Here is a 19,787-nt window from a genome sequence, read left to right on the forward strand (position 1 = left end):
GGTCAGGCGCGGGTGTCCCGGTCGGCTGCGCGCGGCAGGCGCTGCAGCGGGGTTTCGGGCGCGGGGGCGGGGCGGGTGTCCCAGCCCTGCAGGTGGCGCTCGGCCAGGGCCGTCAGTGCGCGCACCCAGTCGGTCCGGTCGTTCAGGCAGGGGATGTACCCGAACGTGGTGCCCCCGGCGTGCAGGAAGGCCTCGCGGGCCTCCTGGTTGATCTCCTCGAGGGTCTCGAGGTTGTCGCTGGTGAAGCCCGGGCACACCACGTCGACCCGGCGCACGCCCTGGCGCGCGAGGTTCGCGAGCGTGGGTTCGGTGTAGGGCTGCAGCCACTCGGCGCGGCCGAGGCGGCTCTGGAAGGTCACCACGTAGTCGTTCGCCGAGATGCCCAGGCGTTCGGCCAGCAGGTGGGCGGTGCGCAGGCACTCGCCGTGGTACGGGTCGCCGAGCGTGATGCTGCGCTTCGGGATGCCGTGGAAGCTCATGACGAGCTTCTCCGGGCGCCCCTCGGCATCCCAGTGGTCGGCGATGCGCCGGGCCAGCGCGCCGATGTACCCGGTGTCGTCGTGGAACCGGTTGATGAACCGGAACTCGGGCACCGCACGGATGCGGCGCGACCAGCCCAGCACCGCGTCGACCACGCTGGCGGTGGTGGACGCCGCGTATTGCGGGTACAGCGGCAGCACGAGCACGCGCGTGGCGCCCGCCGCCTTCAACTCGTCGAGCACCGACGGAATGGACGGGTTGCCGTAGCGCATGCCGTAACGCACCAGCACGCGATGGCCGCGTTCACCCAGGTTGCCGGCCAGGCGCTTGGCCAGCACGTCGGTCCAGGTGGTGAGCGGCGAGCCCTCGGCGGTCCAGATGCTCGCGTAGCGGGCCGCCGACTGGCGCGGGCGCACGCGGAGGATGACCCCGTGGAGGATCAGCCACCAGATCGGGCGCGGGATCTCGACCACGCGCGGGTCTCCCAGGAACTCGGCGAGGAACCGGCGCACGGCCGAGGGAGTGGGGGCGTCGGGCGTTCCGAGGTTGCACAGCAGCACGGCGGTGGTGTCCGCGGCATCGGCGGGGCGTGCGGGTTCGGGGGCGAAACTCATGGAACGGGGGGACTCCGGTGGGACGGCGTGAACTCCCGATTATCGGCGCCCCGGGACCACCCTGGCCGTGTCATGCCGCCACGGCGGCCGTGCCTCCGCCGCGCAGCTGCCGGCCGATGGCGTCGATGTCGGCGAGCACCGCGCCGATGTCGATGGGTTTGGTCCAGTAGCCGATGAAGCCGGCCTCGTAGGCGCGCTGCACGTCCTCGGGCATCGCGTCGGCCGAGCACATGTAGGCCGGCGCGGTGGCCAGGCCCGGCATGGCCCGCAGCTGGCGCAGCACGTCGAAGCCGGACATGCCGGGCAGGTGGGCGTCGAGCACCAGCACTTCGGGCAGCCATTCGCCGGCGATGGCCAGCGCCTCCTCGCCGTCCTCGGCGATCCGCAGTTCGACCTGGCTCGCGTTCATGCGCAGGGCACCCTCGAACAGGATCGCGTTGATGCGGTTGTCTTCCACGTACAGCATCCGCAACGGGATGCGGGCCGGTGGTGCGTGATCGTCGCTGTCGGGCATGGTGGGCGTGGAATCCTGGGGGGTGTCGGGGGCGTCGTCGGTGGGCAGTTCGATCGAGACGCGGGTGCCGCGGCCGGCGAGGCTGCTGACCTCGAGGCGGCCGCCGATGGCCTGGGTCAGGCTGCGGGCGATGATGAGCCCGAGCCCGGTGCCCTCGACGCTGGAGGTCTCCTTGCCCAGGCGTTCGAACGGCTGGAACAGCCGGGCCATCTGCGCGTCGGTCATGCCGGGGCCCGTGTCCTCGATCACGAGGGCCAGCGTGTGGTGGCGTCCGGCGCGGGTGGACAGGCGCACCGTGCCGCCGGGCACGTTGTACTTGATGGCGTTGGAGGCGATGTTGAGCACGACCTGGCGCAGGCGCTGCACGTCCGCGCGCACCCACAGGCCGGCCTCCAGCTGGTTGTCGAGCGTGACCTCGCGCTTCGCCGCCGACGGGCGCAGCAGCTCGAGGGTGCCGAGCACCAGCTCGTCGAGCGCGACCGGGCCGAGGGCGAGCGACATCGCGCCTTCCTCGACCTTCTGCAGGTCCAGAACGTCGTTGATCAGCGCCAGCAGGTGCTGGCCGGCGTTGAGCACGTGGTCGGCGTAGCTGCCGATCTCGGTGCCGTCGCCGCCGCCCGGGGTCATGCGCATCAGCTGTGCGAAGCCGATCACCGCGTTGAGCGGCGTGCGCATCTCGTGGCTCATGCGCGAGAGGAACTGCGACTTCGCCTGGCTCGCCAGTTCGGCGGCCTGCTTCTCGCGCAGCGCCTGTTCGGCCTGCTTGGCGCTCGTGATGTCCGAATGCGTGCCCACGACCCGCAGCGGCCGGCCCTCGGCGTTGTGCCCGACCACCTTGCCGCGGTCGAGGATCCACAGGTCGTGGCCGTCGCGGTGGCGCACGCGGTGCTCGGACTGGTAGAGGCCGGTCTCGCCACGCAGGTGGCGGCGCAGCCCGGCCATCACGCGGGGCAGGTCGTCGGCGTGGATGCGGGACGTCCACTCCTCGAGCGAGTCGCCGATCTCGTGTTCGGCGTAGCCCAGCATCTTCTTCCAGCGCGGGGAGTAGTAGACCTTGTTGGTCTGCGCGTCCCAGTCCCACACGCCGTCGCCGGAGCCTTCCAGCGCGAACTTCCAGCGTTCCTCGGCGGCCACCAGGGCCAGCTCGGAGGCACGCTGCTGCGTCACGTCGCGGAAGGTCAGCACGACCGAGAAGGTGCTGCCCTCGGGCCGCAGCTGCAGCGGGTGGGCGTTGAGTTCGATCCAGCGCAGCTGGCCGTCCGGCCGCCGCAGCGCATGCACCTGCCGCGACAGCGGCTGGCCGCTGCGCACCACGCGGTGCACCGGGTGTTCGTGGGACGCGAGCGGGCGGGCCGACGCCGACATGAACTCGAACGGCCACCCGTCCGTCGCCCCCACCACCGCGGCCTGCTCGACCCCGAGCACGTTGCAGCCGGCGGGGTTGATGGCGATGATGGTGAGCGTGGGCGTGACGACGACCAGGCCGTCGCTGATGGCCAGGGCCACCGAGCGGTACAGCTCCTCGCTCAGGCGCAGCTTGTCGGCGGCGCGGGTCTGCTCGGTCACGTCGTGCAGCACGCCGATGAAGTGGCTCAGGCCACCGGCCGCGTCGAACACGGGGGCGACGTGCAGCGCGTTGGTGAACGGCGTGCCGTCCTTGCGCACGTTGTTGATCACGACGCTGCACTCGCGCCGCTCCGCGATGGCCTCGCGCAGCCGCGTGAGGCCGGGCTGCGCGGTGAAGTGGCCCTGCAGGATGCGGCAGTTGCGGCCGAGCACCTCGGCCTGCGTCCAGCCGGTGAGCGATTCGAAGGCCGGGTTCACGTACACGAGCGGCAGGTCGGGCTGCGTGGCGTCGCACACGCACATGGGCAGCGCCGCGGCGGCCTCCACGCCGCGCTTCATCACCATCAGGTCGCGTTCGAGCGCGCGCAGGTCGGTCAGGTCGCGGGTGACGTAGAGCACGCGCCGGCCGGGCATGGGCGACACGCGGGCCTCGAACCAGCGGGCGACCCCGTCGAGGGTGCGCAGCGGGTACTCGTGGCGCTGCACCTCGCCGGTCCGCAGCGCGCGTGTGATGGCATCCTGCGCGCGCTCGGCCATGTCGGGCGACAGGCCGGTGCCGAAGGGTTTGCCGCGCACCGCGGGCCAGTCCTGCACCAGCATCGGGTGCGTGGGCGAACTGCATTCGACGAAGTTGCTCTGCTCGTCGAGCACGAACCAGAGGTCGGGCACGGCCTCGAGCACGGCGGTCAGGCGCTCCTGCGACTCGCGCAGCTCGCCCTCGCTCGCGGCCAGCGCCAGCTCGGCGCGCTTCTGGCTCGTGATGTCGATCGACATGTGCACGGTGTTGCCGTTGGCCAGGCAGCGCGCGCTGACCATCAGCCACTTGTCGCGCCAGCGCACCTCGTGCTGCTCGCCGTGTTCGGAGGCGATCGACAGGCGCCAGTGGATGAACGCTTCCTCGCGCCCGACGGCGTCGGGGTATTCGCCCTGCTCGGTCATGCGGCGCACGAGGTCGGGCCAGCGGGACGTTTCCGTGAAGCCGTCGGGGAAGGGCGCGATGATGTTCCGCCAGGCCGCGTTGCAGCGGATCATCTGCCCGGTCTCGTCGGTGATCATCACGCCGGCCACGAGGCTCTCGAGGGCGTCGCTCAGCAGCTGCTCGGCCTCGAGCGCGGCCTGCTGGGCCTTCAGCCGGGCCGTGATGTTGCTCGTGGCGCCGCGGTAGCCGCGGAACTCGCCCTTGCTGTCGAACACCGGGTTGCCGCTGATGCTCGTGATGACCACGCCGTTCGGCGTGGGGCGGTCGGCGATGACGTCCTTGAACGGTTCGCGCGCGTTGCGGGCGGCGATGTAGCGGTCCCACGAGTTGGTGGTGTCGGCCGCGCTGCGCCGGTTGATGTCGACCATCGTGCGGCCGAGGTTCTCGGTGGGCGCGCGGCCCGTGTGCGACTCGATGCTGTCCGAGGCCCACGTGAGGCGTCCCTGGGCGTCGGTCTCCCACAGCCAGTCGCTGCTCGAGAGGCTGGCCGTGCGCACCCGGGCGGCCTGCAGTCGCATGCGCCGCTCGCGGATGCGCGACGCGAGCATCGCGTTGCAGACCTCGGCGAAGTGCCGCAGCGCCTCGTGGCCGGCGGGGGAGACCTGGCCCGGCGCGGTGTCGAGCACGCACACGGTGCCCACGCGGTGGCCGTGCACCGTCAGCGGGAAGCCGGCGTAGGCGCGCACGCGGGGCGAGTCCAGCACGAGCGGGTTGGCGGCGAAGCGCGGGTCCAGCAGCGCGTCGGGCACCTCGAAGACGGCGGTGTCCTCGATGGTCAGCGCGCAGAAGGACAGGTGGCGGGCGGTGGTGTGGGCGGGCAGGCCCACCGACGCCTTGACCCACACGCGGTGCTCGTCGACCAGCGCGATGGCGGCCATGGGTCGCCCGAGCTGCTTCTGGAGCAGTTGCACGACCGCATCGAACGCGGGTTCGGGGTCGGTGTCGAGGATTCGCAGTTCACGCAGGACCTGCAGCCGTCCGGGCTCATCGGCAGCGGGGAGGGGGGCTGGCAGCATGAGGCACGACTGTAGCGGAGAATGTCCGGCATGACGGCTGGTTCTATCCCCGAGTCGGTACTTCCGGCAATTCTTCCACCCCTGGCGCTGAGCTTCGACCTCGACGACACGCTGTGGCCCATCTGGCCCACGATCGAACGGGCCGAACGGCTGCTGCACGGGTGGCTCCAGACCCACGCGCCGGCCACGGCCGCGCGCTTCGACGCGGCCGGGTTGCGCCTGCTGCGCAACGACATCGCTCGGCGTTTTCCCGAGTGGGGGCACGACCTGAGCCGCATGCGCCGCGAAAGCCTGCGCGAGGGCCTCACGATCGCCGGCGACGACCCGGCGCTGGCCGAGCCGGCCTTCGATGTGTTCTTCGATGCACGCCAGCAGGTCGAGCTGTACGCGGACGCACGCGACGGCCTCGAGCGGCTCGCCCGCCGCTTCCCGCTCGTGGCCGTCACCAACGGCAACTCGGACCTGGCCCGGGTCGGACTGGACGGTCTCTTCCGCCACAGCGTGAGCGCCAGCAAGTTCGGTATCGGCAAGCCCGACGCCCGGATCTTCCACGCGGCCTGCCGGCACCTGGACCTGCGGCCGCACGAGGTGCTGCACATCGGCGACGACCTGGCGCTCGACGTGGCCGGCGCGTTGGACGCGGGGCTGGAGGCGGTGTGGATGCGGCGCCACGAAGGCGCGGGCGACGAGGTGGCGCCGGTGCTGTCGCGCCCGTATCACACGGTGGCGAACCTCACGGAGCTGGCCGACGCGCTCGGCTGCTGAGCGGGACGCCGCAGATCAGCGGAACGCGAACTCGACCGGCGACTGCGGCTGGGTGTCGGAGAAGCGCATCACCTCGAAGCGCACGTGGGGTGCCGTGGGGTCGCTCAGCGAGGCGCCGAGGCCCAGCGTGCCGCTGCCGTGCAGCGTGCAGGTACCGCGGCGCAGCGAGATGATCTCGGAGCCGCCGGTGAAGCGCACGTAGGTGCCGTTGAAGCTGAGGTCGGTGAGCTGGAAGGCACCGCCGTGCCAGTCGATGCGGGCGTGCGAGCGCGACACGCGCGAGTCGTCGATGCAGTAGGTGACCTGCGGGCTGCGACCCAGCACCACCGGCAGCGACGGGCCCGAGTACACGCGGTTCTGGTCGAGCCACACGAGGCGGATGCCTTCGGGCTCGGTGGGTGCGGGCATGAGTTCTCCGTACGCGGTGGCGGCCGTGTCGCTGAAGCGCCGGCCCTCCAGCAGGAACACGTGCACGGGTTCCACGCGGCCGCGCAACTGCACGCGGTCGAGGCTGCGGAAGCGCGCGCGCATCTCGTCGGGCTGAGGGCTCACGACGTTCACGGTGGCGAGGATCTCGTTGTCGCCGGCATGGTCCAGCAGGCGCGCCGCCACGTTGACGGCATCCCCGAAGCAGTCGCCCGACATCTCCACCACCTCGCCCTGGGCGAGGCCCACCTGCAACTTCAGCACGGGCGAGCGGCCGGCCGTGGCGATCGGGTTGCTGCCGATGGGTGTGATGCGGTCCATCGACTCGTGCATCTCGTCGGCGGCGAGCACGGCGTCGGCCGCGTTTTCGAACACGGCCATCAGGCCGTCGCCCAGGGTCTTCACGACCACGCCCCGGTGGTTGGTGACGATGCGGCCCACGAGGGCCACGCTGCGGGTCACGACGGTGGTGGCCTCGGTGTTCCCGAGGGTCTCGTACAACGCAGTGCTGCCGCGCAGGTCGGCAAAAAGGACGGTCCGCTGGAGAATCTGCGTCATGCCGTGAAGTTTATGGCAATAAGTACAAAAAAAAGCCCCGGGCAATCGCCCGGGGCCGTTCTTCTGTGCGAGGGATCGCTCAGAGGTTGTCCAGGTACGTCCTCAGCTTGTCCGACCGGCTCGGGTGCTTCAGCTTGCGGATCGCCTTGGCCTCGATCTGGCGGATGCGCTCACGCGTCACGTCGAACTGCTTGCCCACTTCCTCGAGGGTGTGGTCGGTGCTCATCTCGATGCCGAAGCGCATGCGCAGCACCTTGGCTTCGCGCGGCGTCAGGCTGTCGAGGATGTCCTTGACCACGTCGCGCAGGCCGGCCTGCATCGCGGCCTCGATGGGGGCCGTGTTGTTCGTGTCCTCGATGAAGTCGCCCAGGTGCGAATCGTCGTCGTCGCCGATGGGGGTCTCCATCGAGATCGGCTCCTTCGCGATCTTCATGATCTTGCGGATCTTGTCTTCCGGGATCTCCATCTTCTCGGCCAGCGTGGGGGCGTCCGGCTCGAAGCCGAACTCCTGCAGGTGCTGGCGCGACAGGCGGTTCATCTTGTTGATCGTCTCGATCATGTGGACCGGGATGCGGATCGTGCGGGCCTGGTCGGCGATCGAGCGCGTGATGGCCTGGCGGATCCACCACGTGGCGTACGTCGAGAACTTGTAGCCGCGGCGGTACTCGAACTTGTCCACCGCCTTCATCAGGCCGATGTTGCCTTCCTGGATCAGGTCGAGGAACTGCAGGCCGCGGTTCGTGTACTTCTTCGCGATGGAGATCACGAGGCGCAGGTTGGCCTCGATCATTTCCTTCTTCGCGTCGCGCGAGGACTTCTCGCCCTCGTTCATGCGCTTGTTGATGCCCTTCAGGTCCTCGAGGGGCACCACGGCGCGGGCCTGCTGGTCGGTCAGCTTCTTCTGCAGTTCCTGCACCGGGGGCAGGTTGCGCGACAGGATCGCGCTGTACGGCTTGTTCGCCGCCACTTCCTTCTCGGCCCACTTGAGGTTCAGGATGTTGGGCGGGAAGTTCTTGATGAAGTAGTCCTGCGGCATGCCGCACTTGTCCACCAGGATCTTGCGCAGCTCGCGTTCGTAGCGGCGCACGTCGTCCACCTGCGAGCGCAGGATGCCGCACAGCTTCTCGATGGTCTTGACCGTGAAGCGGATGGTCATCAGCTCTTCGCTGATGGCTTCCTGGGCCTTGTTGTACGACGGCGACTGGTAGCCGTCCTTCTCGAAGGCCTTGCGCATCTTCTCGAAGTTGACGCGCAGTTCCTCGAACTTCGCGAGCGCGGCGTTCTTCAGTTCCTCGAGCTTCTTGGTCAGGGCCTTGCTGCCGCCCTGGCCGTCGTCGTCGTCTTCCTCGTCGAAGAAGTCGACGTCTTCCTCGGCCACGTAGTCGTCGGCCTCGTCTTCCGAGACGAAGCCGTCGACCACCTCGGAGATCTTCATCTCGCCGGACGCGATCTTGTCGGCGTAGGCGAGGATCTCGGCGATGGTGGTGGGCGAGGCGCTGATGGCGAGCATCATGGCCTGCAGGCCGCCTTCGATGCGCTTGGCGATCTCGATCTCGCCTTCACGCGTGAGCAGCTCGACCGTGCCCATCTCGCGCATGTACATGCGGACGGGGTCGGTGGTGCGGCCGAATTCGGAGTCGACGGTGGACAGCGCGGCTTCCGCGGCTTCTTCCGCTTCTTCCTCGGTGGCCGTGGTGGTGCCGCCGCCGGCGATCAGCAGCGTGGCGGCGTCGGGCGCCTGCTCGTACACGGCGATGCCCATGTCGTTGAGCATCGACACGATGGCTTCGAGGATTTCGGCGTCGACCAGCTTCTCGGGCAGGTGGTCGTTGATTTCCTGGTGCGTCAGGAAACCACGCGTCTTGCCCATCTTGATGAGGGTCTTGAGCTCCTGGCGGCGCTTGGCGACTTCCTCTTCGGTGAGCGCGGTCTCGTCCAGGCCGAACTCGCGCATCAGCGCGCGTTCCTTCGCCCGCGACACCTTCATGCGCAGCGGCTTGGCCTTCGCGACCTTCTCGCCGTCGCCGGCGGACTCGGCCTCGGCTTCGGGCTCGCCCGCGAGGTCGGCCTCGATGTCGGAGAAGTCTTCCTCGGGCACCTCTTCCTTGGCGGCGGCAGCCTTCGGCTTGCGGCCCGGCTTGCCCTTGGCTTCCGTGGTCGCAGTCTTCGTGGCGGGACGGCCGGGTTTCTTCTTTTCCTCGGCCTCGGCCGGGGCGGCCTTCGTCGCTTTGGTGGGGGCGCTCTTCTTCGCGGTCATGCAAATCCTCGAATGGTGGTGGGGATCACGGCCTCATGCGGTTCAACGTGCAGACGTTTCCCAGGCGGAACACATGCGATCGAGTGCCTGAAAAACAAGCAGTTCTTCGGGGGCGATCGGTGTTTTTCTGAAGGAGGCGGGCACGGCGAGCCAGCCGATCCGGGCATCGCAACCGCCCGAAAGGGCATGCGACGCCGGCCAGCGGCAGGCATGAAACGAGGCAAGTCTCGCGTGATCATTCAAAGAATGCAGTCCTTGCGGGGAAGGGTGGCCAATGCGGGGACCCTGGTTCAAAGGGTGGCCGGGGCCCGGAGGTACTGCTGTCACTCTTGCGCCGTAACTAACCCATGATTATCGTCCACGGAACGCGATCCGTCAAAGGTCGCGCACCGGGTGCCGTCAACGGGCCGTGCCGGGCGGTGGCGCGAGCGACTGCAGGCGGCGGCGGCGGTGCTGCTCCACCTCGCGCATCTGCACCAGCAGCTGCGGGTCGGTGGCGGCGCGCCGGCTGAGGTCTTCCAGCTGTGCCTTCAGGGCCTGCACCCACAGCGCGTCGACGGCCTTGCGCAGGTCGGCGAAGGCCGCCTCGCCCTGGGCGGCATCGGCCGTCACCAGACGCGCCACGAAGCCGGCCCACTCCGTCTCGCGGATGGCGGGCTCCAGTTCGGCCCAGGTCACGGCGCCGTGGTCGTGGAGGTGGCGTTCGATCCACGCCGACAGCGGGCCGTACGGGGCAGGCAGCTTGTGCAGCAGGTCGTGGTCGCCGGCGTCGAGCTGCTCCCACCACCCGATGCTCAGCAGCAGCATGCGCAGGGCCGCGTCGGCGGTGCTGTCGGGCCGGGCGCGCGGCAGGCCCGAGCCTTCCTCGGGCGGCTTGCGGTTCCAGGGCTTGTCACCCCACGACTTGTTGGGCGTCCAGGGCTTCTTGTCCTTGCCGGCCCAGGGCTTGTTGCCCCGGCCCTGCCAGCCGCCGCCTTCGCCGCCCCCCTGCGCCGTGCCCTGGCCTCCGGTGGGGTCGAAGCTGTCGGGGTCGAAGTCGGACGAGGGTTCGTAGGACCAGGGGGCGTCGTCCGGTGGTGGGCCGCCGCGGTCGTCCTGGCCCGCGTCGCGCGGCGGGCGCGAACGGCCGCCGCCCGCACGGGACTGCGCCTGGGCCTGCGCGGCCCACAGGCGGTTCAGGTCGTCGGTGGTGAGCCCGGCGGCCTGGGCGAGGTCGCCCAGCAGTTGCATCTTCAACGCGCCCTCGGGCAGCGCGTGCCACAGCGGCTTGGCCTGGGCGAGCAGGCGGGCGCGGCCTTCGGCGCTGTCGGTGTCGCAGCCCTCGCGGGCCGCCTCGATCAGCTGGCGCGACAGCGGCACGGCCTGGGCGACGTACTGCTCGAAAGCCTCGGCACCGTGTTCGCGCACGTACGAATCCGGGTCGTGTTCGGGCGGCAGGAACAGGAAGCGCACCGAGCGGGTGTCCGTGGCGAACGGCAGCGAGGCCTCGAGCGCGCGGCCGGCGGCACGGCGCCCGGCAGCGTCGCCGTCGAAGCTGAAGACGATGGACTCGGTGAAGCGGAAGAGCTTCTGCACGTGGTCGGCCGAGCAGGCAGTGCCGAGCGTGGCCACCGCGTTCGGGAAGCCGAGCTGGGCCAGCGCCACCACGTCCATGTAACCCTCGACCACGAGCGCGTAGCCGCGCTTGCGCAGGCCGGCGCGGGCCTCGTGCAGGCCGTACAGTTCCTTGCCCTTGTGGAAGACCGAGGTTTCGGGCGAGTTCAGGTACTTGGGTTCGCCCTTGTCGAGCACGCGCCCGCCGAACCCGATGACCTCGCCCTGCACGTTGCGGATCGGGAACATGATGCGGTCGCGGAAGCGGTCGTAGCGCTTCTTGTCGGCCTCGTTGTCGCCGGTCGCGATCACGAGGCCGCTTTCCTCGAGCAGCGGGTCGTCGTAGTGCGGGAACACGCTGGCGAGGCCCCGCCAGCCGTCGGGGGCGTAGCCGAGGCCGAACGCGGAGGCGATCTCGCCGGTGAGGCCGCGCCCGCGCAGGTAGTCGACGGCGCGCTTGTTGCCCTTGAGCTGCTTGCGGTAGCTGTCGCTCGCCTTGTGCAGCACGTCGGTCAGCGTGGCCTGGCGCTGCTTGAGCGCGGCGGCCTTCTCGCGCTCCTGCGGCGAGCGGTCGTCTTCCGGCACCGTCATGCCCACCTGCTGGGCCAGGTCGCGCACGGCCTCGACGAAGCCCATGCCCGAGTACGCCATCAGGAAACCGAGGGCGTTGCCGTGCACGCCGCAGCCGAAGCAGTGGTAGGTCTGGCGCGTGGCGCTGACCGTGAAGCTCGGGGACTTCTCGCCGTGGAAGGGGCACAGGCCCTTGTGGTTGATGCCGGCCTTCTTCAACTGGACGTAGCGGCCCACCACCTCGACGACGTCGACGCGGGACAGCATGTCCTGGACAAAGCTCTGTGGAATCACGGGATCAGTCTAGCGGGCCGGGAGAGGCGGGGAGGGAGGGTGGCCCCAAGAAAAACGCCGCCCGAAAGGGGCGGCGAAGTTCTTGGGGGACGGAGAAACTCTGGGCTTCAGACCGCGAAATCGCTCAGTTTCTTGCCGGAAGCCAAGGCCGCCTTCAACCATTTGGGTTGCAGGCCGCGACCGCTCCAACTGTCGCCGGTGGCAGCGTTGCGGTATTTCGCGGCGACCTTGCCGCCTTTCGGTGCACCCGAGCGGCCGGTGCTTTTTGCAGCGAGGTCGGCAGCCGTCAACCCGTATTCAGCCATCAGGGCCTTGACCTTTGCGACGGCATCGCTGCGCTCACGTTTCTGAGTGCTTTCGATTTCCTGTTCGAGGGCCGCTTTGCGGGCCAGCAAGTCTTGGAGCGTGCTCATGGATATTCCTTCCAGTCGATGGGGCAGCACCGGCTGCTGCAAACCCGCATTCTAGGGGAAGGCCCTCGCGCTTGGCGAGGGATATTCACGGGCAAAGGGAATTTCCCAACGGTGTAAAGGAATATGAACTGGTCAGGCCGACGGCGGGACATACCCGGCCGGTTGTTCCGCGCCTTCGCCGAAGAAAAAGCGTTCCATCTGGCGGGCGAGGTATTGGCGGGCGCGCTGGTCGGCCAGGTTCAGGCGGTTTTCGTTGACGAGCATGGTCTGGTGCTTCATCCACGCGGCCCAGGCTTCCTTGCTGACTTCGTTGTAGATGCGCTTGCCCAGTTCACCGGGATAGGGGGCGAAATCGAGGCCGTCGGCCTCCTTCTTCAGGTAGACGCATTGGACGGTGCGGGCCATGGTGTTTTTCCTCGGAGAGATGGGGTGAATGAGGTGAGGGGCGCGGGACGGTGGGGCGGTCAGGAGAGTTTCTTGACCAGCACCTGGGAGCGCCGGTCCCAGTTGTATTTGCGCTTGCGCGCGTCGGGCAGCCAGTCGGGATCGACCTGGGCAAAGCCCCGCTTGAGAAACCAGTGCATGGTTTGGGTCGTGAGCACGAATATGCTCTCGAGCCCGGCGCTCTTCGCGCGCTGTTCGACGCGCTTCAGGATGCGTTCGCCATCGCCCTGGCTCTGGACGTTGGGAGATACCGTCAGCGCGGACATTTCTCCGGTGCGCGCCTCGGGGTATGGGTAAAGCGCGGCGCAACCGAAGATCACGCCGTCGTGTTCGATGACCGTATACAGGCCGATGTCGCGCTCGATTTCCGTGCGGTCGCGCTTGACGAGGGTGCCGTTGCGCTCGAATGGTTCGATCAGCTGCAGCACGCCGCCGATGTCGTCGGCCGTGGCTTCGCGCAGGCTTTCGAGTTTCTCGTCGACGATCATGGTGCCCACGCCGTCGTGGGTGAATGATTCCATCAGCACGGAACCATCGACCGAATAGGGAACGATGTGAACCCGCTCCACGCCGTGTTCGCTCGCCTTCACCGCGTGCTGCAGATAAAACGCGGTGTCGGTGGGTTGAATGGGATTCGGGAGATTCGCGAGCAGTTTGCGCGCGTCGGCGAGCGCGAGTTCCGTGTCGATCTCGCTGTCGGGGTCGGCGGGGTCGAGCGGGATACCCTTGACCTCGGTCACGTAGATGAGTTTCTCGGCCTGCAGCGCGATGGCCGCGCTCGCGGCCACGTCTTCCATGCTGAGGTTGAAGGCTTCGCCGGTGGGCGAGAAACCGAACGGCGAGACCATCACCAGCGCGCCGAACTCGACCGCGCGGCGGATGCCCGCAGCGTCGATCTTGCGGACCAGGCCGGTGTGCTGGAAGTCCACGCCGTCGAGGATGCCGACGGGGCGCGCGGTGATGAAGTTGCCCGAGATCACGCGGATCTGGCTGTGGGCCATGGGCGTGTTGGGCAGACCCTGCGAGAATGCGGCCTCGATCTCGTAGCGCATCTGGCCCGCGGCCTCCTGCGCGCAATCGAGGGCGACGGGGTCGGTGACCCGCATGCCGTGGCTGAAGCGCGAGACGTGGCCCTTCAGCGCGAGCTGCTCCTCCACCTGCGGACGAAAGCCGTGCACCAGCACGAGCTTGATGCCCATCGCGTGGAGAATGGCGAGGTCCTGCGCGAACGTGGGCAGCTTGCCCGCCGCCACCAGTTCACCCGCGATGGCCACCACGAAGGTCTTGCCTCGGTGCGCGTGGATGTACGGCGCGACGGACCGGAACCACGGGACGAAGGTGTGAGGGAAGACAAGACTCATGGCCGCTCGGATTTCAGTGGACGCTTTGGAATAATCTGCGATTTTTGCACGAAGGGCCGATGTCAGTTTCTCCCCGCCGCGGTAACCCGGACGCACCCAAGCCGGTGGTCGCCAACCCGATCCCGCCGATCACCTTTCCCGACGCGCTGCCGGTCTCCGGCCGGCGCGACGAGATCGCGCAGGCCATCGAGGCCCACCAGGTCGTCATCGTCTGCGGCGAGACCGGTTCGGGCAAGACCACGCAGCTGCCCAAGATCGCGCTGGCCCTGGGCCGGGGCAAGGGCGCGGGGGGGCGCGGGCTGATCGGCCACACCCAGCCGCGGCGCATCGCCGCGTCCAGCGTGGCCAAGCGCATCGCCCAGGAGCTGAACACGCCCCTCGGCGAACACGTGGGCTTCAAGGTGCGGTTCCAGGACCGCCTGTCCGCCGGCGCCAGCGTCAAGCTGATGACCGACGGCATCCTGCTCGCCGAGACCCAGACCGACCCGCTGCTCAAGGCGTACGACACGCTGATCATCGACGAGGCCCACGAACGCAGCCTCAACATCGACTTCCTGCTCGGCTACCTGCGGCAGATCCTGCCGCGCCGGCCCGACCTGAAGGTCATCGTCACGTCGGCCACCATCGACGCCGACCGGTTCGCGCAGCACTTCGCATCGCGCCACGGGCCCGCGCCGGTGATCCAGGTCTCCGGCCGCCTGTTCCCGGTGGAACAGCGCTGGCGCCCGTTCGAGGAGAGCCGCGAGTACGGCCTGAACGACGCCATCGGCGACGCCGTCACCGAACTGTGGCGCGAGGGCAGCGGCGACGTGCTGGTGTTCCTGCCCGGCGAACGCGAGATCCGCGAGGCCGCCGAACACCTGCGCCGCAACCACCCGCCCGGCGTGGAGGTGGTGCCGCTGTTCGCCCGCCTGAGCCAGCAGGAGCAGGACATGGTGTTCGAGCCGCACAGCGCGCGGCGCATCGTGTTGGCCACCAACGTGGCCGAGACCTCGCTCACGGTGCCCGGCATCCAGTACGTGATCGACGCGGGCACCGCCCGCGTGAAGCGCTACAGCTACCGCAACAAGGTCGAGCAGCTGCAGATCGAGCCGGTGAGCCAGGCCGCCGCCAACCAGCGCGCCGGCCGCTGCGGCCGCGTCAGCAACGGCATCTGCATCCGGCTCTACGACGAGAAGGACTTCGCCGGGCGCCCGCGGTTCACCGATCCCGAGATCCTGCGGTCCTCGCTCGCGGGCGTGATCCTGCGGATGATGTCGCTGCACCTGGGCCTCGTCGAAGACTTCCCGTTCATCGAGCCGCCCCCGCGCCGCGCCATCGCCGACGGCTACCAGCTGCTCAACGAGCTGGGCGCGGTCGACGAGCAGAACGAGATCACCCCGGTGGGCCGCGAGCTCGCGAAGCTGCCGCTCGACCCGCGCGTGGGCCGCATGATCCTCGAGGCGCGCAACCGCGAGGCGCTGGCCGAGGTGCTCGTGATCGCCTCGGCCCTGAGCGTGCAGGACGTGCGCGACCGGCCGCTCGAACACCAGCAGGCCGCCGACACCGCCCACAAGAAGTTCGACGACGAACGGTCCGAGTTCGTGGGCACGCTCAAGCTGTGGAAGTGGCTCGAGGACACGCGCGGCGGCCATGGCGAACACAAGCTGTCCCACCGCAAGCAGGAGCAGCAGCTGCGCGAGAGCTTCATCTCGCCCCGCCGCGTGCGCGAATGGCGCGACATCCACTCGCAGCTGCACACCGTGGTGGCCGAGCACAAGTGGCGCCTGAACACCCAGCCGGCCACCTACGAGCAGCTGCACCTCGCGATGCTCGCGGGCCTGCTCGGCAACATCGGCCTGAAGAGCGACGACGAGGACTGGTACCTCGGCGCGCGCGGCATCAAGTTCTACAAGCACCCCGGCGCGAACCTCAGCAAGAAGCCGGGCCGCTGGATCGTCGCGGCCGAACTCGTCGAGACCACGCGCCTGTTCGGCCGCGGCATCGCGGGCATCGAGCCGCAGTGGCTGCCGGGCATCGCCGGGCACCTGATCAAGACGCAGCTGCTCGAGCCCCACTGGGAGAAGAAGGCCGCCGAGGTGGTCGCGCTCGAACGCGCCACGCTGTACGGCATCGTGATCTATGCGAACCGCCGCGTGAACTTCGGCAACGTCGACCCGGCGGCCGCGCGCGAGATCTTCATCCGCGAGGCGCTGGTGGAGGGCGATTGGGAGACCCGCCTGCCGTTCCTCGCCGCGAACCGCAAGCTGATCGCGCAGGTGGAAGAGCTCGAGCACAAGTCGCGCCGCCAGGACGTGCTGGTCGACGACGACCTGATCTACGCGTTCTACAGCCAGCACCTGCCGAACGACGTGTTCAGCGGCACCACGCTCGAACGCTGGTACCGCGAGGAGACGAAACGCAACCCGAAGGTGCTGCAGCTCACCCGCGAGGAGCTGATGCGGCACGAGGCCGCCGGCATCACCACGGCCGCGTTCCCGAAGACGCTGCGCCTGGGCGGGGTCGACTGCACCACCACGTACCTGCACGAGCCGGGCGACCCGAAGGACGGGGTCACGGTGACGGTGCCGCTGTTCGCGCTGAACCAGGTCAACGACGAGCGCTGCGAATGGCTCGTGCCGGGCATGCTGAAGGACAAGGTGCTGGCCCTCGTGAAAAGCCTGCACCAGCGGCCGCGCTCGCGCCTCGTGCCGCTGCCCGAGTTCGCCGAGTCGTTCGTGACGGGCATCCGCGAGGCCGGCACGTTCGGGGGCGGCTCGCTCGTGGACGCGCTGCTCAAGGTCGTGCGCGACCGCACCCAGCTCGACATCAAGCGCGCCGACTTCAAGCTCGACCAGCTGCCGCCGCACCTGTTCATGAACTTCCGCGTGGTCGACGACAACGGTCGCCAGCTCGGGACCGGACGCAACATCGCCGCGCTCAAGGCCGAACTCGGCGGGCAGGCGCGCTCGGCCTTCCAGGCGCTGGCCGCGCTGCGGCCCACGGTGGCGGCCGCGCCCAAGGTCGAGGTGACCGCCGGCCCGAGCCGCGAGGCACCAGGGCGCGCGGCCCCGCCGGTGAAGGCGCCTGCGCCCGCGCCGGCCACGCCGGCCGCCGAGGTGAAACACACCGACTGGACCTTCGGCGAACTGCCGGAGCTGATGGAGGTGCGCCGCGGCAACCAGACGCTCGTGGGCTTCCCGGCCCTGATCGACCGGGGCGACCACGTCGTGGTCGAGGTGTTCGACGAACCCGACGTCGCCGCGTCGCGCCACCGCGCGGGCCTGCGCCGGCTCGTTGCGCTGCAGATCCGCGATGCGCTGAAGTACCTCGAGAAGAACATCCCCGACCTGCAGAAGATGGCTGCGCTCTACATGAACGTGGGCACGGTCGACGAACTGCGTTCGCAGATCGTCGACCTCGCGCTCGACCGCGCCTTCCTCGCCGACCCGCTGCCCGCCGACGCGGCCGCGTTCCGCAAGCGCATCGACGAAGGGCGAGGGCGCCTCACGCTGATCGCCAACGAGATCGCGCGCAGCGTGGGCACCGTGCTCACGGAGTTCGCCGCGGCCAGCCGCAAGCTGAAGGACGCGCGGGCGCCGAAGGACGTGAACGACGACATCGTCGCGCACCTCGGCCGCCTGCTGCCGAAACGGTTCGTGGCCGCCACGCCGTGGGCGCAGCTCGCCCACCTGCCGCGGTACCTGAAGGCCGTGACGATGCGGCTCGACAAGTACCGCGCCGATCCGGCCCGCGATGCGGCGCGCCTGGCCGAACTGCGGCCGCTGGAGCAGCGCTACCTGCGGCTGCTGGCGGATCGCAAGGGCGTGCACGACGCGCGGCTCGACGAGTTCCGCTGGCTGCTGGAGGAGCTGCGCGTGAGCCTGTTCGCTCAGGAGTTGCGCACGCCGCAGCCGGTCAGCGTGAAGCGCCTCGAGAAGACCTGGGCGCAGCTGAGCGCCTGACCCGGTCGACGGGGCATCCGCTCCGCCGTAGGATGGGGACATGACGACCGACCTCATCCCGGCGGGCCCCGAGCAGATCGAGGCCATCGCCCGCGAAAGCCGCCAGCTCGTGACGAAACGCGCGCTGCTGGCGGCGGGTGTGGCCGTGCTGCCCGTGCCGGGCCTCGACTGGCTCGCCGACGTCAGCGTGCTGATGAAGGTGATCCCCGAGATCAGCCAGCGTTTCGGCCTGTCGCAGGAACAGCTGGCGCGCCTGTCGCCGGACCGCCGCGTGGCCGTCTACAAGGCCTTGTCGGCGGTGGGCAGTGTGCTGGCGGGGCGCCTCGTCACGCGCACGCTGATCCTGCGTGCGCTGCGGCTCGTGGGCGTGCGGCTCAGCGCGCAGCAGGTGGCGAAGTTCGTGCCCATCGCGGGCCAGGCCGTCTCGGCGGTGCTCACGTTCGGGGCGTTGAAGTACGTGTGCGAACTGCACATCCGGCAGTGCATGGCGGTGGCCCGCGAGATTCATCCCGAGGCCACCTGATTCCCGGGTTAGAATCTGAGGCTTCGGGGCGTAGCGCAGCCTGGTAGCGCACCTGGTTTGGGACCAGGTGGTCGTGAGTTCGAATCCCACCGCCCCGACCAATCACCCATCTTTCCTGCTCGTTCGTCCCAGCCGGTCCTCGCACTGGCGCCACGCGCCGGTAGCTCAACCGGATAGAGCACCAGCCTTCTAAGCTGGGGGTTGCGGGTTCGATTCCTGCCCGGCGCGCCAACACGATGCCCCCCAGTCGGCTTGCGCCTCCTGCCCCCATGGGGCGCCCCGGGTCGGCCGGGAGACCCGTCCTCGCGGGTGGCTTGATCTGCGGCTTCGCTTCGCTCGCCTTCCGCGTTCTCGGTTCGGGGCATCGCTCGCTTCGCGCGCTCGCCCAAACACTCATCGTCATCCCGGCGGAGGCCGGGACCCTGCGCTTTTGCGTGTCAGCCGTTGCCGACAGGAGCCGGCGCCGTTCGCTGATGGCCCGCGCCTCGGTGGAGCCCCAGCATGGACCCAAGCGAGTTTTTCCGTCCTTCTGGAGCTTGTCATGTCCAACGAATCGGATGCCTTCGACCCCACGGCGTCGGAGATGGAGGCGCTCAGGCGCCTCGAGCAGGGTGTGGTGCAGATCGACACGGGGCTATTGGCCTCGCCGTCGGAGCGGCTGGTCGACCTAGGCTTCGTGGCGACCACGGCGGAGGGCGAGCCCGCGCTGACGGCGCGGGGGCTCGCGCTCGTGCGGCACCACTGATCAGCGGCGCTGGTACTGCTGCTTGCCGAAGAGGATGTCGCGGGCCTTGTCGTCCGTGAGGGGGCGCGACGAGTTCGTGCTGAGCACCTCGACGCCGCGCTGCACGGCGGGGCGGGCGGCGATCTCGTCGAACCAGCCCTTGAGGTGCGGGAAGTCGGCCCAGTCGATGCCCTGGTTCTTCCACGAGCGCAGCCACGGGAACACCGCGATGTCGGCGATGGAGTAGTCCTGGCCGCCGAGGTACTTCGACTTCGACAGGCGGCGGTCCATGACGCCGTAGAGGCGCGCGGCCTCGTTGGTGTAGCGGTCGATCGCGTAGCCGATCTTCTCGGGCGCGTAGATGCGGAAGTGGTGGGTCTGGCCGAGCATCGGCCCCACGCCGCCCATCTGGAACATCAGCCACTGCAGCACCTCGTACTTCGCAGTGGTGCCCTGGGGCAGGAACTTGCCCGTCTTGCCCGCGAGGTACAGCAGGATGGCGCCCGACTCGAACAGCGAAATGGGCTCGCCTTCGGGTCCCTCGGGGTCTACGATGGCGGGGATCTTGTTGTTCGGACTGATGCGGAGGAAGTCCGGCTTGAACTGGTCGCCCGTGCCGATGTTGACCGGGTGGACGTGGTACGGGAGGCCGCATTCCTCCAGCATGATGTGAACCTTGTGCCCGTTGGGGGTGGGCCACGAATACACTTCGATCATTCTCGGGTCTCCTCCGACACGACCATGTG

General features: G+C 69.0%; 13 protein-coding genes and 2 tRNA genes. 6 read left to right on the top strand and 9 right to left on the bottom strand.

Annotation, left to right across the window (positions count from 1 at the left end; genetic code table 11):
* Positions 1-2: 2 nt before the first annotated feature.
* Together hemH and A4W93_RS13475 are read right to left on the bottom strand one after the other, a co-directional pair.
* Positions 3-1,094: a ferrochelatase gene (gene hemH / locus A4W93_RS13470; RefSeq protein WP_085751093.1), complete on the bottom strand. Its 1,092-nt coding sequence runs from the start codon at positions 1,092-1,094 to the stop codon at positions 3-5.
* Positions 1,095-1,164: 70 nt separating this feature from the next.
* Positions 1,165-5,169, bottom strand: coding sequence for a PAS domain S-box protein (locus A4W93_RS13475; protein WP_085751094.1), 4,005 nt, complete (start codon positions 5,167-5,169; stop codon positions 1,165-1,167).
* 30 nt (positions 5,170-5,199) lie between these two features.
* Between A4W93_RS13475 and A4W93_RS13480 the strand changes: the two genes are divergently transcribed.
* A complete protein-coding gene (locus A4W93_RS13480) occupies positions 5,200-5,934 on the top strand; it encodes an HAD family hydrolase (protein ID WP_085751095.1) in 735 nt (244 codons plus the stop codon).
* Between the two features lie 15 nt (positions 5,935-5,949).
* Here A4W93_RS13480 and A4W93_RS13485 read toward each other — a convergent pair whose 3' ends face one another.
* The 6 genes from A4W93_RS13485 to argA all read right to left on the bottom strand — a co-directional run bounded on the left by A4W93_RS13485 (position 5,950) and on the right by argA (position 13,850).
* Positions 5,950-6,918: an adenylate/guanylate cyclase domain-containing protein gene (locus A4W93_RS13485; RefSeq protein WP_085751096.1), complete on the bottom strand. Its 969-nt coding sequence runs from the start codon at positions 6,916-6,918 to the stop codon at positions 5,950-5,952.
* A gap of 79 nt (positions 6,919-6,997) precedes the next feature.
* Positions 6,998-9,175 carry an RNA polymerase sigma factor RpoD gene (rpoD, locus tag A4W93_RS13490; protein WP_085751097.1) on the bottom strand — a complete coding sequence of 726 codons (2,178 nt, stop codon included), beginning with the start codon at positions 9,173-9,175 and terminating at the stop codon, positions 6,998-7,000.
* A gap of 399 nt (positions 9,176-9,574) precedes the next feature.
* Entirely contained in the window at positions 9,575-11,632 is a 2,058-nt protein-coding gene (dnaG, locus tag A4W93_RS13495) for a DNA primase (RefSeq protein WP_257790076.1), read from the bottom strand.
* 107 nt (positions 11,633-11,739) lie between these two features.
* Positions 11,740-12,045, bottom strand: a complete 306-nt coding sequence (locus A4W93_RS13500; RefSeq protein WP_085751099.1) for an H-NS histone family protein — start codon at positions 12,043-12,045, stop codon at positions 11,740-11,742.
* Positions 12,046-12,177: 132 nt separating this feature from the next.
* Positions 12,178-12,450 carry an oxidative damage protection protein gene (locus A4W93_RS13505; protein WP_085751100.1) on the bottom strand — a complete coding sequence of 91 codons (273 nt, stop codon included), beginning with the start codon at positions 12,448-12,450 and terminating at the stop codon, positions 12,178-12,180.
* A gap of 59 nt (positions 12,451-12,509) precedes the next feature.
* Positions 12,510-13,850, bottom strand: a complete 1,341-nt coding sequence (gene argA, locus A4W93_RS13510) for an amino-acid N-acetyltransferase (RefSeq protein ID WP_085751101.1) — start codon at positions 13,848-13,850, stop codon at positions 12,510-12,512.
* Between the two features lie 59 nt (positions 13,851-13,909).
* Here argA and hrpA point away from each other — a divergent pair, with 59 nt between their 5' ends.
* The 5 genes from hrpA to A4W93_RS13535 all read left to right on the top strand — a co-directional run bounded on the left by hrpA (position 13,910) and on the right by A4W93_RS13535 (position 19,062).
* Positions 13,910-17,794, top strand: a complete 3,885-nt coding sequence (hrpA, locus tag A4W93_RS13515) for an ATP-dependent RNA helicase HrpA (RefSeq protein ID WP_085751102.1) — start codon at positions 13,910-13,912, stop codon at positions 17,792-17,794.
* A gap of 40 nt (positions 17,795-17,834) precedes the next feature.
* Positions 17,835-18,317 carry a hypothetical protein gene (locus tag A4W93_RS13520; protein ID WP_085751103.1) on the top strand — a complete coding sequence of 161 codons (483 nt, stop codon included), beginning with the start codon at positions 17,835-17,837 and terminating at the stop codon, positions 18,315-18,317.
* A gap of 24 nt (positions 18,318-18,341) precedes the next feature.
* Positions 18,342-18,418: transfer RNA gene (locus A4W93_RS13525), tRNA-Pro, on the top strand.
* A 53-nt stretch (positions 18,419-18,471) separates the two neighbouring features.
* Positions 18,472-18,548 (top strand) — tRNA-Arg (locus A4W93_RS13530).
* 310 nt (positions 18,549-18,858) lie between these two features.
* Positions 18,859-19,062 (top strand): hypothetical protein, encoded by a 204-nt coding sequence (locus A4W93_RS13535; protein WP_085751104.1) that lies wholly within the window; start codon positions 18,859-18,861, stop codon positions 19,060-19,062.
* Here the strand turns inward: A4W93_RS13535 and A4W93_RS13540 are convergent, their stop codons facing one another.
* Entirely contained in the window at positions 19,063-19,758 is a 696-nt protein-coding gene (locus A4W93_RS13540; protein ID WP_085751105.1) for a glutathione binding-like protein, read from the bottom strand.
* Positions 19,759-19,787: the final 29 nt, after the last annotated feature.

The organism is Piscinibacter gummiphilus, from assembly GCF_002116905.1.
Taxonomy (GTDB): Bacteria; Pseudomonadota; Gammaproteobacteria; order Burkholderiales; family Burkholderiaceae_C; genus Rhizobacter; species Rhizobacter gummiphilus.